The organism is Larkinella rosea (assembly GCF_003858635.1).
GTDB classification, from domain to species: Bacteria; Bacteroidota; Bacteroidia; order Cytophagales; family Spirosomataceae; genus Larkinella; species Larkinella rosea.
The window spans coordinates 1,227,057-1,246,731 of record NZ_RQJO01000008.1; the positions used below are offsets into that span (position 1 = coordinate 1,227,057).

A 19,675-nucleotide genomic window follows, 5' to 3' on the forward strand; every position below is an offset into this window, starting at 1 on the left:
AAGTACCGTATATTTATCCCTGAAATTTCGAATTATACAGGGGAATCTTGTCGGAAATATAGGAAAAATCCAAATGTTTTCAATGATTTAGTAGTCAGAATTTACTAAACGGAAGACTTAAAGGTGTGAGAATCAAAGAAATTGGTAACATGTGTTCTCTTCATACGTTGCAAAAAAATTATTTAAAGGGCTCAATTGGTTCTGAATGATACTCTTTCCGAATGCAAAAATAAACATCGGTTTATATATTACCGAAAAACGACCCGACGGTTTTCATAATCTGGAATCTTGTTTTTACCCCGTTCCTCTGACCGATTTACTGGAAACTATTCCGGCTCCGCAAACCTCGCTGGAGATCGGCGGAACGCATGTTCCGGGCGACATAACGACCAACCTCTGCGTGCGGGCGTATGAATATCTCAAACTTGATTTCGAACTTCCGCCCGTCCAGATGTATCTGCACAAAATGATTCCGGTTGGAGCCGGTCTGGGCGGAGGTTCAGCCGATGCCGCCTTTACGCTGCGTCTGTTGAACGAACAGTTCAGTTTGGGGCTATCCACCGAAAAATTAGAAACATATGCACGGCGATTGGGCAGTGATTGCGCTTTCTTCATCCAGAACCGCCCCATGTATTGCATCGAAAAAGGCGACCGGTTTGAAGAAATTGATGTGTCACTGGGTGGATATACCATCGTACTGGTCTACCCCAATCTGGCCATATCTACCGCAGAAGCGTACGCCAATGTTCGACCTCGGAAACGCCCTCAACCGCTCCGCACGCTCTTGACCGCCCCCATTGAAACCTGGCGGGAAACGATTCAGAATGACTTTGAAGACAGCCTTTTCGGAACCTATCCCGTTCTGGCTACGATAAAACAAGAACTATACCAAGCGGGGGCAGTGTATGCCAGTATGAGCGGTTCGGGCTCAACTATTTACGGAATTTTTGAGCAAGCGGTACCGTTGCCGGATCATTTTGATACCTATCAGGTCTGGCAGAAAAAGGTATAACCGCTTACTCAATACCGGCTCACGACTTCAACAAAAAAACCGCCGTAGAAATACGGCGGTTTTTTTGTTGAGAGAACACTTGATTACCGGTTAATCAGCAGGCGACGGGTCACAATCTGTTTGGCCGTCTGCAACTGAATCAGGTAGACGTTAGTGCCTCCCGAACTTAAATCAATGGTTTCGTGCTCCATTTTGCCGGTTCCGATGGTGGGTTTCTGCCAGATCGGACGGCCCATCATATCGACCACCTGCAAGTCGGCCCAACGATCGGCTTCCACCTGATAACTGATTTCGACCCGGCCACGGCTGGGGTTTGGGCTTACCTTCAGTTCCATGCTGATTTCGACTTGCTCTTCCGCACTCTGACGGCTGCCGACCGGACAGTTCAACGTCTTGGGTGACCATTTCAGGGTATAATTTCCACCGGGTACCCGACCGCTGATCGAGTGAGGCTGACCGTTTTTGAGCGAAGTGGGTACCGGGAAACTGTAGCCGTGGATCCCGTTGCCCTTGTTGGCGTTTTTCAAATCCTGACGGAAAATATTGGCATCTATCGTACCGATTACCGTATTCCCTTCCACAAACTCGATCGTGATGGCTGTGTTGGGGCGGTTCTGATCCCAGATCCAGCCGGAAATCGTACTGCAGTTGACCACATCCAGATAGCCTTCGTAATTACCCGGTCCGCTGCCACCACTCGTTGGCGGGTTGGTCGTGCCTCCGCTGGTATTAACGGTTAAGGTAAAGGTGGTCGAAACCGGCGCGTGCTTGTTGTCGGTGGCCGAGTAGGTCAGCGTAAACGTGCCGCTTACCGTTGGCGTTCCAGAAATCACCCGGTTCGAAGCGTTGAATGACGCACCGTTGGGCAAACCGGACAAGGTGTAGGTCAACGCATCGTTTTCCGCATCGGTAAAGACCGGTAATGCACTGGCCGTGATAGCGACATTAATGGTCGCCGACAAAGGCGAAACCGCCGGAGCAACCGGAGCCGCATTGGTCGGCGGAGTACCGCTACCCGTACAGTTGATCGAGGTAGGCTGACCGACGATGAATTTCAGCACGAATTCCGATCCTACCACGCGTCCCCAGATCGTGTGACTCTGACCATCTTTCAGGTATTCCGGAACCGGGAATTCGTAGCCGTGAACCCCGTTTCCTTTGCCCGCATTCAACAAATCCTGCCGGAAAATATTAGCGGGAATGGTTCCGATGAGTGTTCCCGCGTCAATGGATGGTCCCTCGAAGAACTCGACGTTGACCACCGCATTTCCATTGGCGCGCTCCCAGGCCCAGCCGGTGAAACTGGCGCAGTTGATGGTGATGTAACCATCATAATTAGCCGCCGGAGCCCGTGGGGTTGTACTACCGGATACAACGGTAAGGGTGACGGATGCATTGGTTTTATTCTGCGAATCAGCCGCCGAATAAGTCAACGTGAAAGTTCCCTGCTGCGTGGGTGTTCCCGAAATCACCCGGCTGTTGGCGTCGAAATTCAAGCCATTGGGTAAACCGGTCAGTGAGTACGACAACGGTTCACTATCCGTGAAAACCGGAAGAGCCGCTGAGGTATACGCTACGTTGATTGTTGCCGACAGGGGTGAAACCGTCGGAGCGACCGGAGCCGGATTGGACGGAGTGCTGCCTGCGTTCACCGTAAGCGTTACGGACGTATTGGTTTTGTTCTGCGAATCGGCCGCCGAATAGGTCAGTGTAAAGGTGCCCTGTTGCGTCGGTGTTCCGGAGATCACCCGGCTATTGGCGTCGAAGTTCAAGCCGCTGGGCAAACCGGTCAGTGAGTACGACAACGGTTCGCTATCGGTGAAGACCGGAAGGGCCGCCGACTGATAAGCAATATTGACCGTTGCTGACAAAGGCGAAACCGCCGGAGCGACCGGGGGATCGTTCACCGGTGTTCCTCCACCCGCATTGACCGTCAGTGTGAGTGAAGTCGAAACCGGCGCGTGCTTGTTGTCCGTTGCCGAATAGGTCAGGGTGAACGTGCCCTGCTGCGTGGGTGTTCCGGAGATCACCCGGCTATTGACGTCGAAATTCAGGCCATTGGGTAAACCGGTCAGTGTATATGTCAACGCATCGTTTTCCGCATCGGTAAAGACCGGCAGCGCGCTGGCCGTGAAGCCTACACTCACCGTGGCCGAGAGGGGCGAAACCGCCGGAGCGACCGGAGCCGCATTGGGCGTTCCGCTGCCCGGACAGTTGATAAACGTGGGCTGTCCTGCTGAAAATTTCAGGATGAATAACGATCCCTGCACCCGACCCAGGATGGAGTGATTCTGGCCATCCTTGAGGTATTCCGGAACGGGGAAGTCGAACCAGTGGACACCATTGCCTTTTCCAGCCGTTAACAAATGCTGCTGAAACACGTTAGCGGGAATGGTTCCGATTGGCGTTGCGGTTTCAATCGAAGTGCCTTCAAACAGTTCGACATTGACGACCGCGTTGCCTCGGTCGCGCTCCCAGGCCCAACCCGAAATCGTGCTACAATTAAGAACGAGATAACCGTCATAATTCGCGGCTGGCGCGGGTGGCGTGGTTGTTCCGCCCGCATTCACCATGAGTGTGACGGATGCATTGGTTTTATTCTGCGAATCGGCTGCCGAGTAGGTCAGCGTAAAGGTGCCCTGCTGCGTGGGGGTTCCCGAAATCACGCGGGTGTTGGCATCAAAACTCAACCCGCTGGGCAAACCGGTCAGCGAGTATGACAAGGGTTCGCTATCGGTGAAAACCGGCAGTGCGGCAGACGTATAAGCCACATTGACCGTTGCCGACAAGGGCGAAACCGTAGGTGCTACCGGTGCCGGATTGCTCGGGGTATTGCCCGCATTCACCACGAGCGTAATCGACAGATTGGTCTTGTTCTGTGAATCGGCGGCCGAATACGTTAGTGTGAAAGTGCCCTGCTGGGTTGGTGTTCCCGAAATCACGCGGGTGTTGGCATCAAAACTCAACCCGCTGGGCAAACCGGTCAGCGAGTACGACAGCGGTTCACTATCGGTAAAGGCCGGGAGAGCCGCAGCCTGATAGGCCACGTTGATCGTTGCTGACAGGGGCGAAACCGCCGGAGGTACCGGGGGCGGATTGGTCACTCCGCCAGCTGCCACCGTGAGCGTGACGGATAGATTGGTTTTATTCTGCGAATCGGCCGCCGAGTAAGTCAGCGTAAAGGTGCCCTGTTGCGTGGGTGTTCCCGAAATCACCCGCGTATTGGCGTTAAAGGTCAAGCCGCTGGGTAAACCGGTCAGCGAGTACGACAACGGTTCGCTATCGGTGAAGGCCGGGAGAGCTGCCGAGGTATAGGCTGCGTTGATCGTTGCTGACAAAGGCGAAACCGTTGGCGCCACCGGAGCAGCATTGCCGGTTCCTTCGCAGGTCACGGTTTTTGGTGACCACAAAAGAATATAAGCCGATCCCTGCACCTTGCCCCAGATGGTTTGCTGCTGGTTGGTTTTGATGGTGTTAGGAACCGTGAAGCTGTAGCCATGAACCCCGTTTCCTTTGCCCGCATTGACCAAATCCTGCCGGAAAATGTTGGCCGGAGTGGTACCGAATGAAGTGGCGGAGGCTATGGGCGGATTGGTTCCGGTTGCGGCCAGAAATTCAACCGTATACGAGGTATTGGGGCTATCGGCATTATAAACCCAACCCGAAATGGTATTACAGTTCACTACATCCAGATATCCCTGGAAATTCCCGGTGATCACCGGGCCGCTGGTTCCAACCACAAGGGTAATGGAGAGATCGGTTTTGCTCTGCGCATCAGCCGCCGAATACGTCAGCGTGAACGTACCCTGCTGCGTGGGCAGACCGGAAACTACCCGAGTTGTTGGGTTAAAAGTCAGTCCCGAGGGCAAACCGGTCATCGAATAAGTCAGCGGATCACTGTCGGTGAAGGTAGGCAGCGGAGCCGATGTATACGTAGCGTTGAGCGTTGCCGACAGGGGCGAAACCGCCGGAGCAACCGGCGGAGGATTCGAACTTACGTCCAGGGTCGTAACATTGACGGTGTTGCTGTTACCGGAAGTATTCAAAGCCGCATCGCGGGCCACCACCACGAATGAGTAAGCCGTGTTGGGCGTCAAACCCGTAACGGCATACGTGGTTGCATTGACGATATTGACGTTAATCTTCGAGCCACCCCGGTAGATATCGTAGCCAGCTACCCCAACATTGTCGGAAGAGGCCGTCCAGTTCAGTTGCAACGATGTCTGCGTGATGTTGGAAGCTGCCAGATTGGTGGGAGCTGATGGGTTCTGCGTATCCGGGGTCGATGGGGCACTATTCGTCACCATAAACGACCTTTCAACCGGCTGCGCATAGCGATACGTACCGTTTCCGTGCTGTGTGGCCCGAATCGTTACCAGACCAATACCGCCACTCAGCTTAATTTGTCCATTTTCGATAACCGCCGGGCCATCGACCGAGAACAACGTGACCGGCAATCCGGAAGAAGCCGAAACCGGTGGCCGGAAGGCGGAGGCATTGGGGGCCTTATCGGCAATCGGATCGAACGTGATGGTTTGTTGCTGACCGGGACAATTCAGGTAAATGTATTTGGTGTAGGTCGTCGTCAAACCGCCCGCGTCGGTAACCGTGAGCTCCATTCCGTACCAGTAACTGGCTTCTCCGTCGCAATTCCCTTCCGAGAGATTGACCGTACCGGTTTTGCTGTTGATAATGGAAACGGCGTGCCGGTGGTCGTTGTGGTAGAGATAAACCGTCCACTGGTATTTCAGCTGCGCATCTTGTGTTTGGGCATCCGTTGCCGTAGCACTCAGGTTAATGGTTTGCGGCAACGAAATCTGCGTGTATCCATCCACCGATGTCGATTGAATGGTCGGGGGCGTGTTGTTGACTGAGATGACCGTCTGTTCGGTGCTACTTTTTCCCTGACCGTCTGTCACTTTTAACGAGACGGTAAACGTTCGTTGACCTGTACTGGTAAAGGTTTTCGCGGGTGGGTTTTTGGTCAGGTTCTTACTGCTTCCATCGCCGAAATCCCATTCGTAGGTGAGTGCGGTTCCTTCCGGGTCATACGAATTATTGGCGGAGAAATTAACCGTCAGCGGGCTGTTACCAAACTCTTTATCCTTGGTAATGACCGCCGTCGGTGGTTGATTGGTGGTGAAGGCAAACTGACGTACGAGTGATTTTTCGCCCAGCGTGAGGTAGTATATGTTCCGGTCATACGGATTGAAAGCCATACCCACAATCCGGTCGGAAAAGGGTGTAACCGTCATTTTGGTCGCCATCTTGAAAAGGCTCCCTGCTTCGGGATTCTCATCATGACCAAATTTTGCACCAGCAATCCAGCCGGTTCCGTAGTCCGCAAAATAATAGGTATCCTGAAACTCTTTCGGATAATTTCCACCGCCTTCGTGCCAGACTCCGCCAACAATACAGTTTCCTTCCAGCGGGCGGGTATCGGAGCTAACCACGGCGTCGCCCTGAACGATCTGCGTGTTTCTGTTTTCGCGGTATTGAATCCGGGGCTTGATGGGGTTGGCGGGTTTGAAAACTTCGGTTTTCCAATACTCATTCCGGCCTTTATCTACGCCTTCGTAATAAGGCCAGCCAAAGTTTTGCCCCGGCGCGGTTACAACATTAAGCTCTTCCCAATACGAAAAACCAACGTCACCAACGTACAGAACGCCCGGATTGCCATTGGCGGGGTTCGGATCACCAGTGTTATTCCGAACCGAAAGCCGGAACGCCTGACGGAATCCTAACGCATAAATCCGGTTTTGGGGTTCGCGAATCCCCATGCTGGCATTGTAGAATGGATTGGACGGGTAACCATCTCCATTTTCCGGATTGACCCGCAGGATTTTGCCATTGTGGGAGAAGAGAACCTGGGCTTTGTAGGCTCCGATATTTTCCGTGATTTTATTTTTATCGTAGGCATTACATCCCCCGTACGGATCGGAAGGCGTCGACTTTAAAATCTTCCGGTCAATGGCTTGTCTAAACCAGGTCATTGTTCCATTACAACCTATGTCGGGCTCGATAAAGCTGGCGGCATCCCCCGTACCCAATAGAATACTGCCATCAACCCCGGTTGCCAGACCACCCCCACCGTGGGAGGGCGTTACAATCGGAATACCCGTTTCAAGGGTTTCGCCGATCAGAATTTTCCGGCTGGACAAATCGGCCTTGTAATTATCGGCCGGATTGACGGTATAGCGGGTAAGCCGTCCGATGGTGGCAACGTCATCCGTCGATTTTTTCGAGTCATACCCGGGTTTGCCGAAATTGTCATAATAGTACATATCTACAATGTAGTAGATATAAAATCGGCCATTGGACAAATGATCGCGGTCAAGCGTCAGTCCCAATATACCATGATCGCCATAACCGGCTACCTCTTCCTCAATATTCAGGATCAGGGTTGCAGTGGTTTCCCCTCTTTTGATTCGGTAAACCTGCCCATACCGGCAAGCTACGTATAAGTTACCGGCTTTGTCAAACATCATGCTGGTTGCAGCTTTGAAATTGACGGCAGGATTTGGAGCTGGAGTAACAGAATTGATGTAATCCTTGTCTTCCATATTAATTCCCACTTGTCCATATCCTACCAGCGATAGGAAAACGGACAATACCAGTGCAGCACACAAACGTGAAGTAAAGGAATTGAGCATAGAAAGTTTATTTGATAAAATAATGATAAGCACCTCGACCAAAACGACGGATAAATAGAAGAATCTTAATATTTTGGAAAGATAGCTAACAAAAATTGAGCCGCAAAACCTGGTGTAACTTTAACTTAGTTTCCGGTAATCCATATTGACCCTGTAATAGTTATGTTTTAGGGAGAAAAAAGCTGTTTTTTGGTATATTAGAAAGATAAATTACACTATTATCATGATTTATTGAAAGGTTAAACCATAGAAAAGTAACATGCGTTTTTAATCCAGATTTAAGGATTTTATGTTGTTCGTATTGTGTTACTTTACGAACTGCCGATTTCGCAAAACCATTTCCGATGGGTTCGCGTTCGGTATGCAAACGCCTAAAACCGCTGGTTCTACCACCGATGGAAACCCGTCATAAAGATAATTTTATTACGCGTCGCCGGGAGCCCAAGCGCTTCATCCTCTGGTTGTGCATGGCCAGCAGCAGCTTTGTTTTTACGGTTCTACTGATCACGTACCTGGTCCGGAAAGTGGGTTCCGACTGGCGCAACGTGACCCTGCCAACGGTTTTTCTGGCCAGCACGGGCGTCATTGTTGCGAGTAGCCTGACCCTGCACATTGCCAATAGCGCCTTCCGGCACGAGCGGTTTACCCAATACCGGCTTTATCTGGGCACCACCCTTTTTTTAGGAACTCTTTTTGTCGTTCTGCAAATGCTGGGCTGGCGGCAACTGATGCTGAAAGGCATTTATCTGCATACGAATCCGTCCGGCAGTTTTCTATTTATTTTATCCGGCCTGCACCTGTTGCACATTGTGATCGGTCTGATTTTTCTGTCCATCGCATTTGCCGAGGCCATGCGCCGAATACCGTACGTCGAAGCCTTCGTCTATAGTGTAAATCCGCCCAATCTGCTGAAAATCAAACTATTTACGCTATACTGGCATTTTGTGGATGTGCTGTGGCTGTCCATTTTTTTGTTTTTGCTCGTTCAGCACGGGATGTAAAAATAGCCGTAACCCATACCTCGCAATGACCTACGAACAACTGCAACCACCGGCTTATCTGAAAGCGTATGTCCGTTACTTCTGGGTATTGACGAGCAGTGATCGCGACCATTCGCCCAAAATCTTCCGTCCGCTGGCCGACGGTTGCCCCGGGCTCCTGTTCAACAACCGGAACAGGGGACGTTTTACGATCAGACCAGCAAACAACTTCCCGGTATTTTTGTGTACGGACAAACCACCAGCCAGGCGAAATTGTGCCTGAGCGGCCGGTTGGATACAATCGGTATTTGCTTCTACCCCAATGCCTTGAAGTCGATTTTCGGGCTAAACGCCAGCGAACTGACCAACACCTGCACCGACTTGAATGCGCTGGCCGAAAAACGGGGGTTTTATCTGCTGGAACAGCTTTCACTGGCTTCGTCGGTCGGTCGTAAAATGGAGCTTTTGTCCACGTATTTAGCGGCTGAAATCCGGAAAAACGAAACCGGTCCCGATGGCCTGGTTGAGTATGCGGTCGACCGGATTGTCCAGTCAAATGGCACTGTTTCGTTAAAAGAACTTCAGAAAACCGCTAATCTCTCCGAACGCAGCTTCGAGCGTAAGTTCAATCATTGGGTTGGGGTTTCACCGAAACTATTTTCAAAAATCTGCCGGTTTCAGGCTTCACTGACCCAGTTCAGAGCGAATGATTTCGACCGCTTGTCGGATATCGCCTTTGATAATCTGTACGCCGATCAGTCCCACTTTATTCGTTCCTTCAAAGAATTTGCCGGTTTTTCGCCCCATCAATTCCAGAAACGATCGGTCGAAATCGTCCAGAATTTTCCGCAGTTAATCGGTTAACCGCTGTCGGTTTTGTTCTATTTTGCCCGCTTTAACTCCGCTAGTTTTGCCAAAAACAAACGAAGTGAACATGGACAAAATGATTGAAAAAACCGCAGGGAAAACATTGGTTTTGGGTGGAACCGGAAAAACCGGCAGCCGGATTGTGCAACGACTGACCGAGCGCGGCTGGCCGCTTCGGATCGGGTCGCGCTCGGCCAAACCCGGATTTGATTGGGAAAATCGGGCTACCTGGAAAACCGCTTTGGAAGGAATGGATTCGGTTTACATTGCCTTTCAGCCGGATCTGGCGGTTCCCGGCGCCGTTGAGACAATCCGCTCGTTTGTCGAAATCGCCGTAAAAACCGGTGTCCGGAAACTGGTGCTGTTATCGGGTCGGGGCGAACCGGAAGCGGAGGAATGCGAACGAGTCGTGATGGGTTCCGGAACGGACTGGACAATTCTGCGGGCAAGCTGGTTTAACCAGAATTTTAACGAAGGCTATTTGCTCGAACCGCTCCAAAGTGGTTATGTTGCGCTGCCGGTGGGAGCAATCGGCGAACCGTTCATCGACGTGGAAGACATTGCCGACGTGGCCGTGGCTGCCTTGACGGAAGAAGGACACACCGGGCAATTGTACGAATTAACCGGTCCCCGCTTACTCACTTTTGAAGAAGCTGTAACCGAAATCGCTGCCGCAACCGGCCGACCGATTCACTATGAATCCATTCCGATGGCGGATTATGCGTCGATGCTGGTGGAATACGATGTGCCCGAAGAGTTTGTGGGCTTGCTGCGGTATTTATTTACCGAAGTGCTGGACGGCCGAAATGCCAGCGTGGCCGATGGGGTCGAACGGGCATTGGGGCGAAAACCGACCGATTTTTCGGAGTACATCCGCCGAACGGCGGCTACGGGTGTCTGGGACTAGCAATTTCATCCCGGTAACCCCCCAAAGCGAAGTCATCTAGGCTTCGCTTTGGGGTTTCGTGGTTTATGAATCGGTGTTCTTAAAAACCATCACCAGCTTTAATTTTACTTTTTCATCCACCGGAACCATCATCAGCGACGGTTTTTCGACTTTGTAATCCGATAAATTAATGTCGAAATCCCCTTTAATCGTTACCTGCGCGTTATCATCCTGCCGGGTACCCTGAATCACAACCGGTTTGGTGACGCCGTGAAATGTAAGGTTGCCTTTTACCGTCAGATTGGTACCTTCCTGTTGAACATCGTTGCTGGTAAAGGTTACTTTGGGGTATTTCAACGCTTCCATTTTTTCCAGCGCGTGCGAATCGCGGTTGGAATTATCGCTGTCGAAACTCGATACTTTCGTCGCTGCGGCTACACTTTCGATCTTGTTGGCATCATCGATGACGATCACACAGGCGACATCGCGGCTGACACCCTCGAAACTGTGCATCGGATGCGTCATGGCGTAGGTTATCGTCGATTTGGCCCGGTCGGCCATGAGCTTCCGTTTGGCGAATGCGGGCGCATGAGTGGGTTGGTGAAAGGCCACGAGTCCCGCGCTGACGAGCAATAGGCTAGCCATCAGCCGTTGATATGAAAAGGCTGTCATGATAAAAGGGTGTGAAGTGATTGAAAACTTACTTGATTTTTATGGCGATGATAGCGGCCGCGTACGCTCCAAATGTGGTGTAGGCGGCTGCCCGGTGGTAAGGCTTCAAATCGGGGTGTTTACCCACCTGATGAGCCAGAATATTGGTGGTTACCATGCCGGTCAGGTGGAGAATGGCCAGCGCCCGGTGCAGCTTGATCGAACTGAAACCGCCTTTCCGTCGGGCCGTTGGCAAACCGGGCGGAGCCGTGAGCGACATTAGCGCTGTGGTGCCGTAGGTGAAATTGATGATCATTGCGGAGGTTTCGTGCTGCTCTTTGATGCGGGCATAATCCAGTCCTTTGGCGTTGTATAACTTCCCGCCCAGAATCCCCTGAACCACAAATCCCGCCAGGGTTGCAAATCCCAGCACCTGGTGCGTCACCAGAAACGTCCGGCGAATCTTCAATTCTTTTTCACGGCCCTGGGGCGAAAGCGGAGCAATGTTGGTGAGCCGAAGTAATCCCTTCGGCCCCCAAAATGCCCGTTGCGTAAAAACCATCTTCTTCGGTAACAACTCCTGAGCATCCGCCGTACTGTCGCCCAACTCGGCCAGCAGATCATTGGCGTCGGATGAGGCTTTGATGCTTGTGTCGGCTTTTACGCGGGTCGAATCCTGCGCCCGAACTGGCAAATAGAGAATGGTAAACAGGCAAACAATCAACAGATGCTTCATAAGTTAGGCTTCAGATACGCGAAGATTGGTACCGGATAAGGACGTACTGTATTTTTTCAGGTTGGCCTGACCATTGATGGCCGGAGCGGTTACTTTTCCCGTCAGGTCATATTCCGATCCGTGCGTGGGACAATAGAGGTTATTGGTCGACAGACGATACGTCACCAGGTTACCCTCGTGCGTACAGATTTTCGAGAAGGCAACATACGACCCATCTTTCGCCATGGCAATCAATACATCGTCTTTATAGGCATATTTCTTCGTGGCATCCTTCAGGCCGGCAAATTCACTGGCGTTCAGATCAATCGTGAAATCGACTTTGCCCGTCGGTGTCGGATCCGGGTTCGGATCGTCAGAACCTTTTGAACAGGAAGTAAGCGTTCCCATGCAGTAAAAAGCCATCAATGCCGCGCTGCTCAATCCCAGGCTCCGCAGGAATTCACCTCTCTTGATCGGTTCTTGTTGGTTGGTCTCCATAAGCTAATGAATAGGTTGAAAATTAATGTAGATACACTATTTTACGACTAACGATTCTTGGACCGCGAAAAGTGTTGATCAAAGTCGATAGCGTAATGAGAAAAAGACCCCGGCGCTCGTCAACCGGATTTTACCGTAGCCCAGCGTAGCTCCCTGGGCTTGTTTCAGAAAGGGCTCTACCTGCCAGGAAAACCGGCGAAGTGGGCCATCAGAACTAAAGTTGCGTTCATATCCAAACGAAAAATTCAAATGACTCCATTTGTGAAGGCCGGTTTTCCCCGACCAGCTAAAGTATTGTGGCATGGTTGGATTGGGTGATACGCCCGGTGGGTAATTGTATTCATACCGTTCTTTCTGCATGATGTAGGATGACAAACCGGCACTGACAAACCACCGGCGCCGTTCGTTCAGCATGACGTCGAACCGCAGATTGACCGGAATATCCAGCACCGTACAAACCGCATCGACACTTTGGTACATCGGGCCGTACCAATGGGGCGGTTTGGTATAAGATTTCCCCGGCGCATTGTATCTTTTTGTTGACCGCAAAACGCCACTTTGAATCGTGAACCGCCTGGCAAACCGGTATTCACCGACAAGTCCAATTTCCAGATCCGTGGCCGCTTTAGGGCTGTCTCCCACAAAATTCAGATCCGGTGCCATGATAAAGCGAATCGACAGCGCCGGATACCCAATCACGGGAATCGCTGGCGGAATGATTCTGGGCCCGACCGGCGGCCGCATCGGTTCCAGGTCCAGTTCCGGCAGGCTCGGCAGCGGTTGTTTTTTGGGCGAACGGGCTTCGATATAAGTCAGATCGCTCAGCCAGGCCAACATCTCCGTTTCCGAAGGCAAAACCGGTGTTTCACGGGTTAGATCCACTGTCGGTCTGTCAGTGACAGCCTTGGAAACCGCTGGCGTTTCGGAACCGGGAGCCGGATTGGCCGGACGGTTTTTCGCCAGACTGCCCGAATTGGCATCTCCGATGGTGCCGGCTGACGCAGATTCAGCCGATTGATTGGTTCCTTTTCGGGAAAACCGGAATGCGGTTTTCCCGGTTTTCGGAATTTCGGATGCCGTTTCGGCAGCTTCTTTATTTTCCCCACTGACCGGTTTATCCAACCGGCCTTTAACTGCTGAACGGGCACTTATTCTCGTTGGTATGGTGGTTTTCGTACGACGGTTAACTGTATGGTCTGTCGAACCGGTGTTCGTTATTGGACTCGTTGGCTTCAATCGGTTGCTGGTCGAGCGTGCTTCGGCTTCCGGCTTGGCAACAACGGCGGTGCGTTCGCCAAGCGGTTTTTCAACGGACCGGTTTTCGTCACTGGTTGTTGTTCCGGCTTCCGAAGGAGCCGATGGCGTAGCGGTTTTTTTCGATGATGCACCGGAGCGGCTGGATTCCGACGAAACCGTACCTGCTGCAACCTTATCTCCCGGACCGGCGGTGTCTGACGCGCCGGTTTTAGGGACTTTGCCCGTCGAGGTGGCTTCCTGCTGCCGGGCCGGTTTTGTGGCCGATGAACGCACTGCCACTGGTTCCATCACCAGCGAAACCGTCGTTAGCAAGAGCAGCAACAGCGGCAGGCCCCAGTAGACAAAGCGATAGAGAAACCGTGACCGGTCATCGTCGTCGAGACGCTGGCGCAGGCTGTTCCAGTCTTCAGAATGGTAAGGCGGTTCAAACTCCTCGGCTGACGACCGGAAGAGCTTGTCCAGTTCGTCATCGGGAAGTTCTTGCAAACTCGCCATGGCATCTACGTTTTAATAATTGTTTCAATTGTTCACGGGCACGCGCCAGATTGGACTTCGAAGTGCCGACCGAAATAGCCAACTGGCTGGCGATCTCTTCGTGGGTGTATCCATCGATTGCGTACAAATTAAAAACCATTCGGTAGGCGGGGGTCAGCAATTGCACGACTTCCATCAATTCCTCATGGCTGAGTTGGTCGAGGGCACTGGCTTCGACGTCCGGTATCTGAACGGCCTGGTCAATGTCCTCGTGGTAACGGTGCTTCAGGTTCTGGCGGTAATAATCAAGGGCGGTATTGATCATAATGCGACGCAACCACATCTTGAAAGGCACTTCGGGTCGGTATAAATTCGACCGTGTAAAAACTTTCATAAAGCCATCGTTCACGATCTCCACGGCTTCGTCCCGGTTGTACGAATAGCGTAGACCAATCCCCATCGCATAGCCGTAGAACTGCCGGTAAAGCTGCTCCTGGCTTCTGCGATTGCCATTTTGGCATTCCTGTAATAGTCCGGCGATATCTGGGGAGGGCACTGTCATACGTCGGGTTTCAATCGTCAATACGGCATTCGGCACAAATGGGTTGCGTCAACCGGGCAAAAGTTTGTTCACTGTCTTCAGTGAGCCGTTCTGTTTTCAGGCATCATAGGTTGGCAGGACAGAACAAGATACAAAGAAACGTATTAGAACTGACTCACTGAAGCCAATTAACTCGGTCAGGGCGCAGGGGCAACCGGCGTGTCTTTGTTGACAATCGGCCACACACCGGGTTGCGGGAAACTGATGCCTTTGTTCAGGCCGCGCTTGCCGTTGTCCTGCTGAAAATAATACAAAGGCCAGCCTTTAAACGTCAACTGTTGATGTCCGGCTACTGTAATAGTACCAAACAGCGTTTTGTCGATCGTCGACGGTACCTCCTTCAGCGTTTCTTCGTACAAAGGCCAAACCGCGTTATTGCTGAAATCGGCTTTCGTATAGTTGTTTTTCATGTTTTTATCATTCTTAAAACCGTACAGGGTGCGGCCCATCCCGTCGGTAAAATAAATCGTCTTTCCGGTTCCTTCCTTGTAATCGGACGTATACGACTTGCCGTTATGTCCCACCAACTGCGCGCTGGCCATCATAATGGAATACGTTGGTTTAGCCACAAACCAGATACCGCCTACGTTTTCGCCTTTTACATCGCCCGATGCGGCATCATCTTTAAAATAATACAGCGGCCAGCTTTTATACGTCGTCTGTTTCGCTCCGTCGGCGCGGGTAATTGTCCCAAAATCAGCCGCATTCAGGCCCGAAGCCAGTTTCGGCGTGGCCCGGTAAAAAACCGGCCAGTTGGTCAAACAGCCGCCGGTACAGGTCGATGCGCCGGTGCTGTCGTAATCATTGGAAAAGAAATACAGTGTCCGACCGGTTTCATCCGTCAATACATTTCCCAATGAAGTACTGGTCAGGTTAATGGCAGGATCGGGAGGGGTTACGACTGGATCTCCCGAATCTTTGTCACAGGACGTTAAACAACCGGCAATAATCAACAGGGCGACCATTGGGGCCGCAATCCATCTTGGTTTCATAAGTAAGTAGATAAAAAGATTAGAACTAAATGCGTACCTGTTGAATCGATTCGGAGCCAGTACGGAAAGGGGAGAAAAAAGGTTGCGTGTCCGGCAAAAAAGTAACAAAAAAAGCCCGTCGGTCAGGACGGGCTATCGAAAACGGGCCGATTGTTAAACCGTGGGATCGCTTACGTGGCTGAGTTCATGACCCATTTTATCGCGTTTGGTACGCAAATAAACCTCGTTATGCGGATTCGGGCGAATATCGATCGGAACCGTTTCGACAATTTCCAGACCGTAACCCATCAGACCCGCGCGTTTTTTCGGATTGTTGGTAATCAGCCGGAGTTTGGTGATTCCCAGATCCCGCAGGATCTGCGCGCCGACGCCGTAGTCGCGGGCGTCCATCGGCAACCCCAGTTCCAGGTTGGCTTCGACGGTGTCGCGGCCCATTTCCTGCAATTTATACGCCTTCAGCTTATTCATCAGCCCAATGCCCCGGCCTTCCTGAAACATATAGAGCACAACACCTTTGCCTTCGGCTTCCACCATTTTCATGGACGCATGGAGCTGTTCTCCGCAGTCGCAGCGGCACGAGCCAAAAATATCGCCGGTTACGCACGACGAGTGAACCCGTACCAGAACCGGTTCGTTTTTCTCCCAGGTTCCTTTGATCAGGGCCAGGTGCGTGTCGTCGGTATTGATTTGTTTGTAGGCAATCAGTTCAAAATTGCCGTAGCCGGTGGGCATGTTCACCCCAATTTCGCGTTTGATCAGGCTTTCCTGCTGCAACCGATAGCCGATCAGGTCCTGAATACTGACCAGTTTCATCCCGAATTTATCGGCCATTTCGCGCAGTTGCGGTAAGCGTGCCATCGTGCCGTCTTCGTTCAGCACTTCGATCAGGACGCCCGCCGGTTGCAAACCCGCGAGTTTGGCAAAATCGATAGCGGCTTCCGTATGGCCGGACCGGCGAATTACCCCGCCATCGACGGCGCGGAGCGGGAAAATATGCCCCGGACGGCCCAAATCTTCGGGTTTGGTTTCCGGATCGACCAGTGCCCGGATGGTTTTGGCGCGGTCGCTGGCCGAAATTCCGGTGGTGCAGCCGTTGCCCAGCAAATCGACCGACACCGTAAAAGGCGTGGTATGGACGGAGGTATTGTTGCCCACCATCATTTCCAGACCCAGTTCGTGGCACCGCGCTTCGGTGAGCGGAGCGCACATCAGGCCCCGGCCTTCCTTAATCATAAAATTCACCATTTCGGGCGTAATTTTCTCCGCAGCGCAGATCATATCACCCTCATTTTCCCGGTCTTCGTCATCAACGACGATAATGATTTTTCCGTCGCGAATATCCTGAACCGCGTCTTCAATTCGGTCCAGCAAACTACCGGGATTGGTACTATTATTGCTCATCATAAAGTGAAATGACTTGAGATAAAAGAGGTGAGACAAGAGATGATAGACAAGGAGTACGAGCCCATTTAACGGTTTTGGTCTCTCGTCTCACTTCTTTATTCTCACGTCTCTTGAAACATTGTTCCGCAAAGATACGTTCGATACGCTAAATTTGTGTTTCGAACGTTTTTATCCTAACGAGTGCTTGTAGCGACAAAAAATCTTTACCCTTTGTGAGAGTCATCAGGAAATGCTCAGCCGGTTTAGTGGGAATAGTCTGGCAGCCGATCTGGATTTTCCTGATCGGAGCGGTTTTTGGTTTAAATTCAAACACGTTTGCTCAAGCAACTGTTAATTGGTGTGTGACTCTTCCGGATCCATCAACTACCAAGGGTAGTTTTAACGTATCGGTCGTAAAAGGATGTGCACCACTCGCCATTACAGTAAAAAATATGACCGCGAGCCCGGATAATTTATTCCGGTACGTTTACGATTACAAAGGTGGAGACCCGATTGCCACGAATGCCAGCGTTTCGGCTGTTACATATACCTACACAAAACCGGGCAAATACACCATTCTACAATTGGGCAGTATTCAGGGAACCGGTTCGGTGGCCTGTCAGGAAATTGAAGTGCTCGATGCCACCCCGCCGAATTTTCGGGCCTACAGTTGTGCCGATCTGAAAGTGGTGCTGGACATTGTCAACGACGCGGTGGCCAGTCAATACGACGAATTTCTGGTCGACTGGAATGACGGAAGTCCGATACAAACCATTCCGAAAACCGCGCTGGCCGGAATCAGTCATCAATACAAAAACAATTCAAATTATACGATCAAGGTAAGTGGAAATTATGCGGGAATAAACTGCGGAGGGGGCTCTTTTCAGCAGGTGACGCCCATGCTGAGCAGCGAATTTGTAAAACCGGTCATTACCAAACTGACCACGGCGGGCTCGAACATTACGCTACAGGTCCAGGCCGGTGCCAAACAGACGGTGACGGTCCACCAGCAGAGTTCATCTGGTGTTTTTTCTCCCACCACCCTCTCCCGGATTGGCAATGGCACGCTGGTGATTCCCACTATCACATCACACCCGACCTGCTTTAAACTGGTTTCGATGGATGCCTGCGGTCAAAAATTTGAATCGAATGAAGTCTGCAGCATCGGGCTGGAAGTAAAAGCGGAGGAAAAACAGAATGCGGTTACCTGGACAGTCGCCAGTAACCTGACCGGTTTTAAGCAGTATGCGGTTACCAAAAATGACGGCGCTTTTCGGACCATCACGAACGGCGCCACGAACTCCGTTGTCGATTCGGAAGGGATAACCTGCAACGAACCGTATTGCTATCAGGTGACGGCCCAGGCCGGTCCGGCCGAAATTGTATCGGACAAAGTCTGCGTAACGGCCCGTTCGTCGGCCACACCTCCTCCGTTTTCCACCGTACAAGTTTCGGTCAACGGCGACAACCGGGTCGATTTGCGCGGTTTGCCGCCGATTCCGACCACCATCAGTCCCACCTATAAAATGATTGTGTTCCGCCGGGATCAGCCGGGGGGAACCTTCACCCAAACCGCCGAAGAAATTGACCGGAATATTCATCAGGACGGGAGTGTGCAGCCCCAAAAACAGTCGTACTGTTACGAAATCGTTTACCAGAACGCCTGTGGGGTTTCGTCGGAACCTTCCAGAATGGTTTGCACGATTTACCTGAATTCCAATTCGGCTTCCACCATCGACTGGACGGGCGATTCGCCGTTTGCCAACGAGGAAATCGATCATTATATCGTCGAAAAAATCGATGATAGTGGCGTGGTGTGGGCCGAACTTTCCGTTGGCACTCAAACGTCTTATGTGCCGGGCAGTGAGCCCGATACGCAGCGGTTCCGGTTTCGGGTCAAGGCGGTTTCGAAGTCCGGCGCCATCAGTTACTCCAATTTCTACACCTTCGTGCAGGCTGCGCGGATTTTCATGCCGGATGCGTTTACGCCCAATGATGACAAAGAAAATAATGTGCTCGAAGTAAAAGGCAGCACCTATTTTGAATCCATTCAGATGACGGTCTACAACCGCTGGGGCGAAGTGGTGTTCCATACCGAAAGCCGGGAAGGCTGGGATGGGAAGATCGACGGAAAACCAGCTCCGGCCGGAACCTACGCCTACCGCATTAACGCCATCGATCCAAACGGTGCGAAAACAGAAAAGATCGGCAAGGTGTTACTGATTCGGTAGACACTCCGGGAAAGAGAAGCGACAAAAGAAAGCAGAAAGCCGGGTAGGCTATTCATTCCTTGCTACCTTTGCTTTAACAATCGGATTGTATTGTTAATTTTTCTCTTGTCTATTATCTCACTTCTTTTTTCGTAAGCTATGTTCAATATGATGGATATGTTCGGTAAGGTGAAGGAATTTCAGGCGCGCATGAAAGAAGCACAGGCCAGCCTGAACACCCTAACTGAATCGGGAGAATCGGGTGCCGGAATGGTTCATGTAACCGTCAACGGCCTCAAACAGGTTATTCGGCTGACCATCGATCCGGATTTGATTCGGCCTGAAGACCGCGAAATGTTGCAGGATCTGGTGGTTGCCGCCACGAACAAAGCTCTTGAAAACGTAGAACCGAAAATCAAAGCTCATCTTCAGAAAGCAACCGAGGGATTGTTGCCCAACATTCCCGGTTTCGACCTGGGAAATCTGATGTCGTAAG

The 19,675-nt window shown here is 51.6% G+C and carries 15 protein-coding genes; 7 read left to right on the forward strand and 8 right to left on the reverse strand.

What is annotated here, in order from left to right; genetic code table 11:
- Nucleotides 1-205 precede the first annotated feature (205 nt).
- Nucleotides 206-1,012: a 4-(cytidine 5'-diphospho)-2-C-methyl-D-erythritol kinase gene (gene ispE, locus EHT25_RS13835; RefSeq protein ID WP_124875416.1), complete on the forward strand. Its 807-nt coding sequence runs from the start codon at nucleotides 206-208 to the stop codon at nucleotides 1,010-1,012.
- An 83-nt stretch (nucleotides 1,013-1,095) separates the two neighbouring features.
- On the opposite strand, the gene EHT25_RS13840 is transcribed toward ispE, so the two are convergent.
- Nucleotides 1,096-7,665 carry a putative Ig domain-containing protein gene (locus tag EHT25_RS13840; RefSeq protein ID WP_124875418.1) on the reverse strand — a complete coding sequence of 2,190 codons (6,570 nt, stop codon included), beginning with the start codon at nucleotides 7,663-7,665 and terminating at the stop codon, nucleotides 1,096-1,098.
- Nucleotides 7,666-8,060: 395 nt separating this feature from the next.
- Between EHT25_RS13840 and EHT25_RS13845 the strand changes: the two genes are divergently transcribed.
- The 4 genes from EHT25_RS13845 (at nucleotide 8,061) to EHT25_RS13855 (ending at nucleotide 10,419) form a co-directional block, all read left to right on the forward strand.
- Nucleotides 8,061-8,666 carry a cytochrome c oxidase subunit 3 gene (locus tag EHT25_RS13845; protein ID WP_124875420.1) on the forward strand — a complete coding sequence of 202 codons (606 nt, stop codon included), beginning with the start codon at nucleotides 8,061-8,063 and terminating at the stop codon, nucleotides 8,664-8,666.
- Nucleotides 8,614-8,928, forward strand: a complete 315-nt coding sequence (locus EHT25_RS33470; RefSeq protein ID WP_374756161.1) for a DUF6597 domain-containing transcriptional factor — start codon at nucleotides 8,614-8,616, stop codon at nucleotides 8,926-8,928. Before EHT25_RS13845 ends, EHT25_RS33470 begins: the two co-directional genes overlap by 53 nt.
- Nucleotides 8,811-9,509: a helix-turn-helix domain-containing protein gene (locus tag EHT25_RS13850; protein WP_124875422.1), complete on the forward strand. Its 699-nt coding sequence runs from the start codon at nucleotides 8,811-8,813 to the stop codon at nucleotides 9,507-9,509. The genes EHT25_RS33470 and EHT25_RS13850 overlap by 118 nt, the downstream gene beginning before the upstream one ends.
- A gap of 70 nt (nucleotides 9,510-9,579) precedes the next feature.
- Entirely contained in the window at nucleotides 9,580-10,419 is an 840-nt protein-coding gene (locus tag EHT25_RS13855) for an NAD(P)H-binding protein (RefSeq protein ID WP_229311529.1), read from the forward strand.
- Nucleotides 10,420-10,482: 63 nt separating this feature from the next.
- Here EHT25_RS13855 and EHT25_RS13860 read toward each other — a convergent pair whose 3' ends face one another.
- From EHT25_RS13860 to EHT25_RS13890, 7 genes are all read right to left on the reverse strand, one after another.
- Nucleotides 10,483-11,070: a YceI family protein gene (locus EHT25_RS13860; protein ID WP_229311530.1), complete on the reverse strand. Its 588-nt coding sequence runs from the start codon at nucleotides 11,068-11,070 to the stop codon at nucleotides 10,483-10,485.
- A 28-nt stretch (nucleotides 11,071-11,098) separates the two neighbouring features.
- Nucleotides 11,099-11,785, reverse strand: coding sequence for a hypothetical protein (locus EHT25_RS13865; protein ID WP_124875425.1), 687 nt, complete (start codon nucleotides 11,783-11,785; stop codon nucleotides 11,099-11,101).
- Nucleotides 11,786-11,788: 3 nt separating this feature from the next.
- Complete coding sequence (locus tag EHT25_RS13870) at nucleotides 11,789-12,262, reverse strand: QcrA and Rieske domain-containing protein (protein ID WP_124875427.1); 474 nt, start codon at nucleotides 12,260-12,262, stop codon at nucleotides 11,789-11,791.
- A gap of 78 nt (nucleotides 12,263-12,340) precedes the next feature.
- The gene (locus EHT25_RS13875; RefSeq protein ID WP_124875429.1) at nucleotides 12,341-14,014 is read right to left on the reverse strand and encodes a hypothetical protein; all 1,674 of its coding nucleotides are present in this window, start codon (nucleotides 14,012-14,014) and stop codon (nucleotides 12,341-12,343) included.
- The gene (locus EHT25_RS13880; protein WP_124875431.1) at nucleotides 13,986-14,555 is read right to left on the reverse strand and encodes an RNA polymerase sigma factor; all 570 of its coding nucleotides are present in this window, start codon (nucleotides 14,553-14,555) and stop codon (nucleotides 13,986-13,988) included. The genes EHT25_RS13875 and EHT25_RS13880 overlap by 29 nt, the downstream gene beginning before the upstream one ends.
- A gap of 176 nt (nucleotides 14,556-14,731) precedes the next feature.
- On the reverse strand, nucleotides 14,732-15,586 hold the full coding sequence (locus tag EHT25_RS13885; protein ID WP_229311531.1) for a hypothetical protein: 855 nt from the start codon (nucleotides 15,584-15,586) through the stop codon (nucleotides 14,732-14,734).
- Between the two features lie 153 nt (nucleotides 15,587-15,739).
- Nucleotides 15,740-16,987 (reverse strand): bifunctional 3,4-dihydroxy-2-butanone-4-phosphate synthase/GTP cyclohydrolase II, encoded by a 1,248-nt coding sequence (locus EHT25_RS13890; protein WP_124876122.1) that lies wholly within the window; start codon nucleotides 16,985-16,987, stop codon nucleotides 15,740-15,742.
- A 434-nt stretch (nucleotides 16,988-17,421) separates the two neighbouring features.
- Here EHT25_RS13890 and EHT25_RS13895 point away from each other — a divergent pair, with 434 nt between their 5' ends.
- Nucleotides 17,422-19,200 carry a T9SS type B sorting domain-containing protein gene (locus EHT25_RS13895; RefSeq protein ID WP_124875433.1) on the forward strand — a complete coding sequence of 593 codons (1,779 nt, stop codon included), beginning with the start codon at nucleotides 17,422-17,424 and terminating at the stop codon, nucleotides 19,198-19,200.
- A gap of 138 nt (nucleotides 19,201-19,338) precedes the next feature.
- Nucleotides 19,339-19,674: a YbaB/EbfC family nucleoid-associated protein gene (locus tag EHT25_RS13900; protein ID WP_124875435.1), complete on the forward strand. Its 336-nt coding sequence runs from the start codon at nucleotides 19,339-19,341 to the stop codon at nucleotides 19,672-19,674.
- The last annotated feature ends 1 nt before the right edge of the window (nucleotide 19,675 follow it).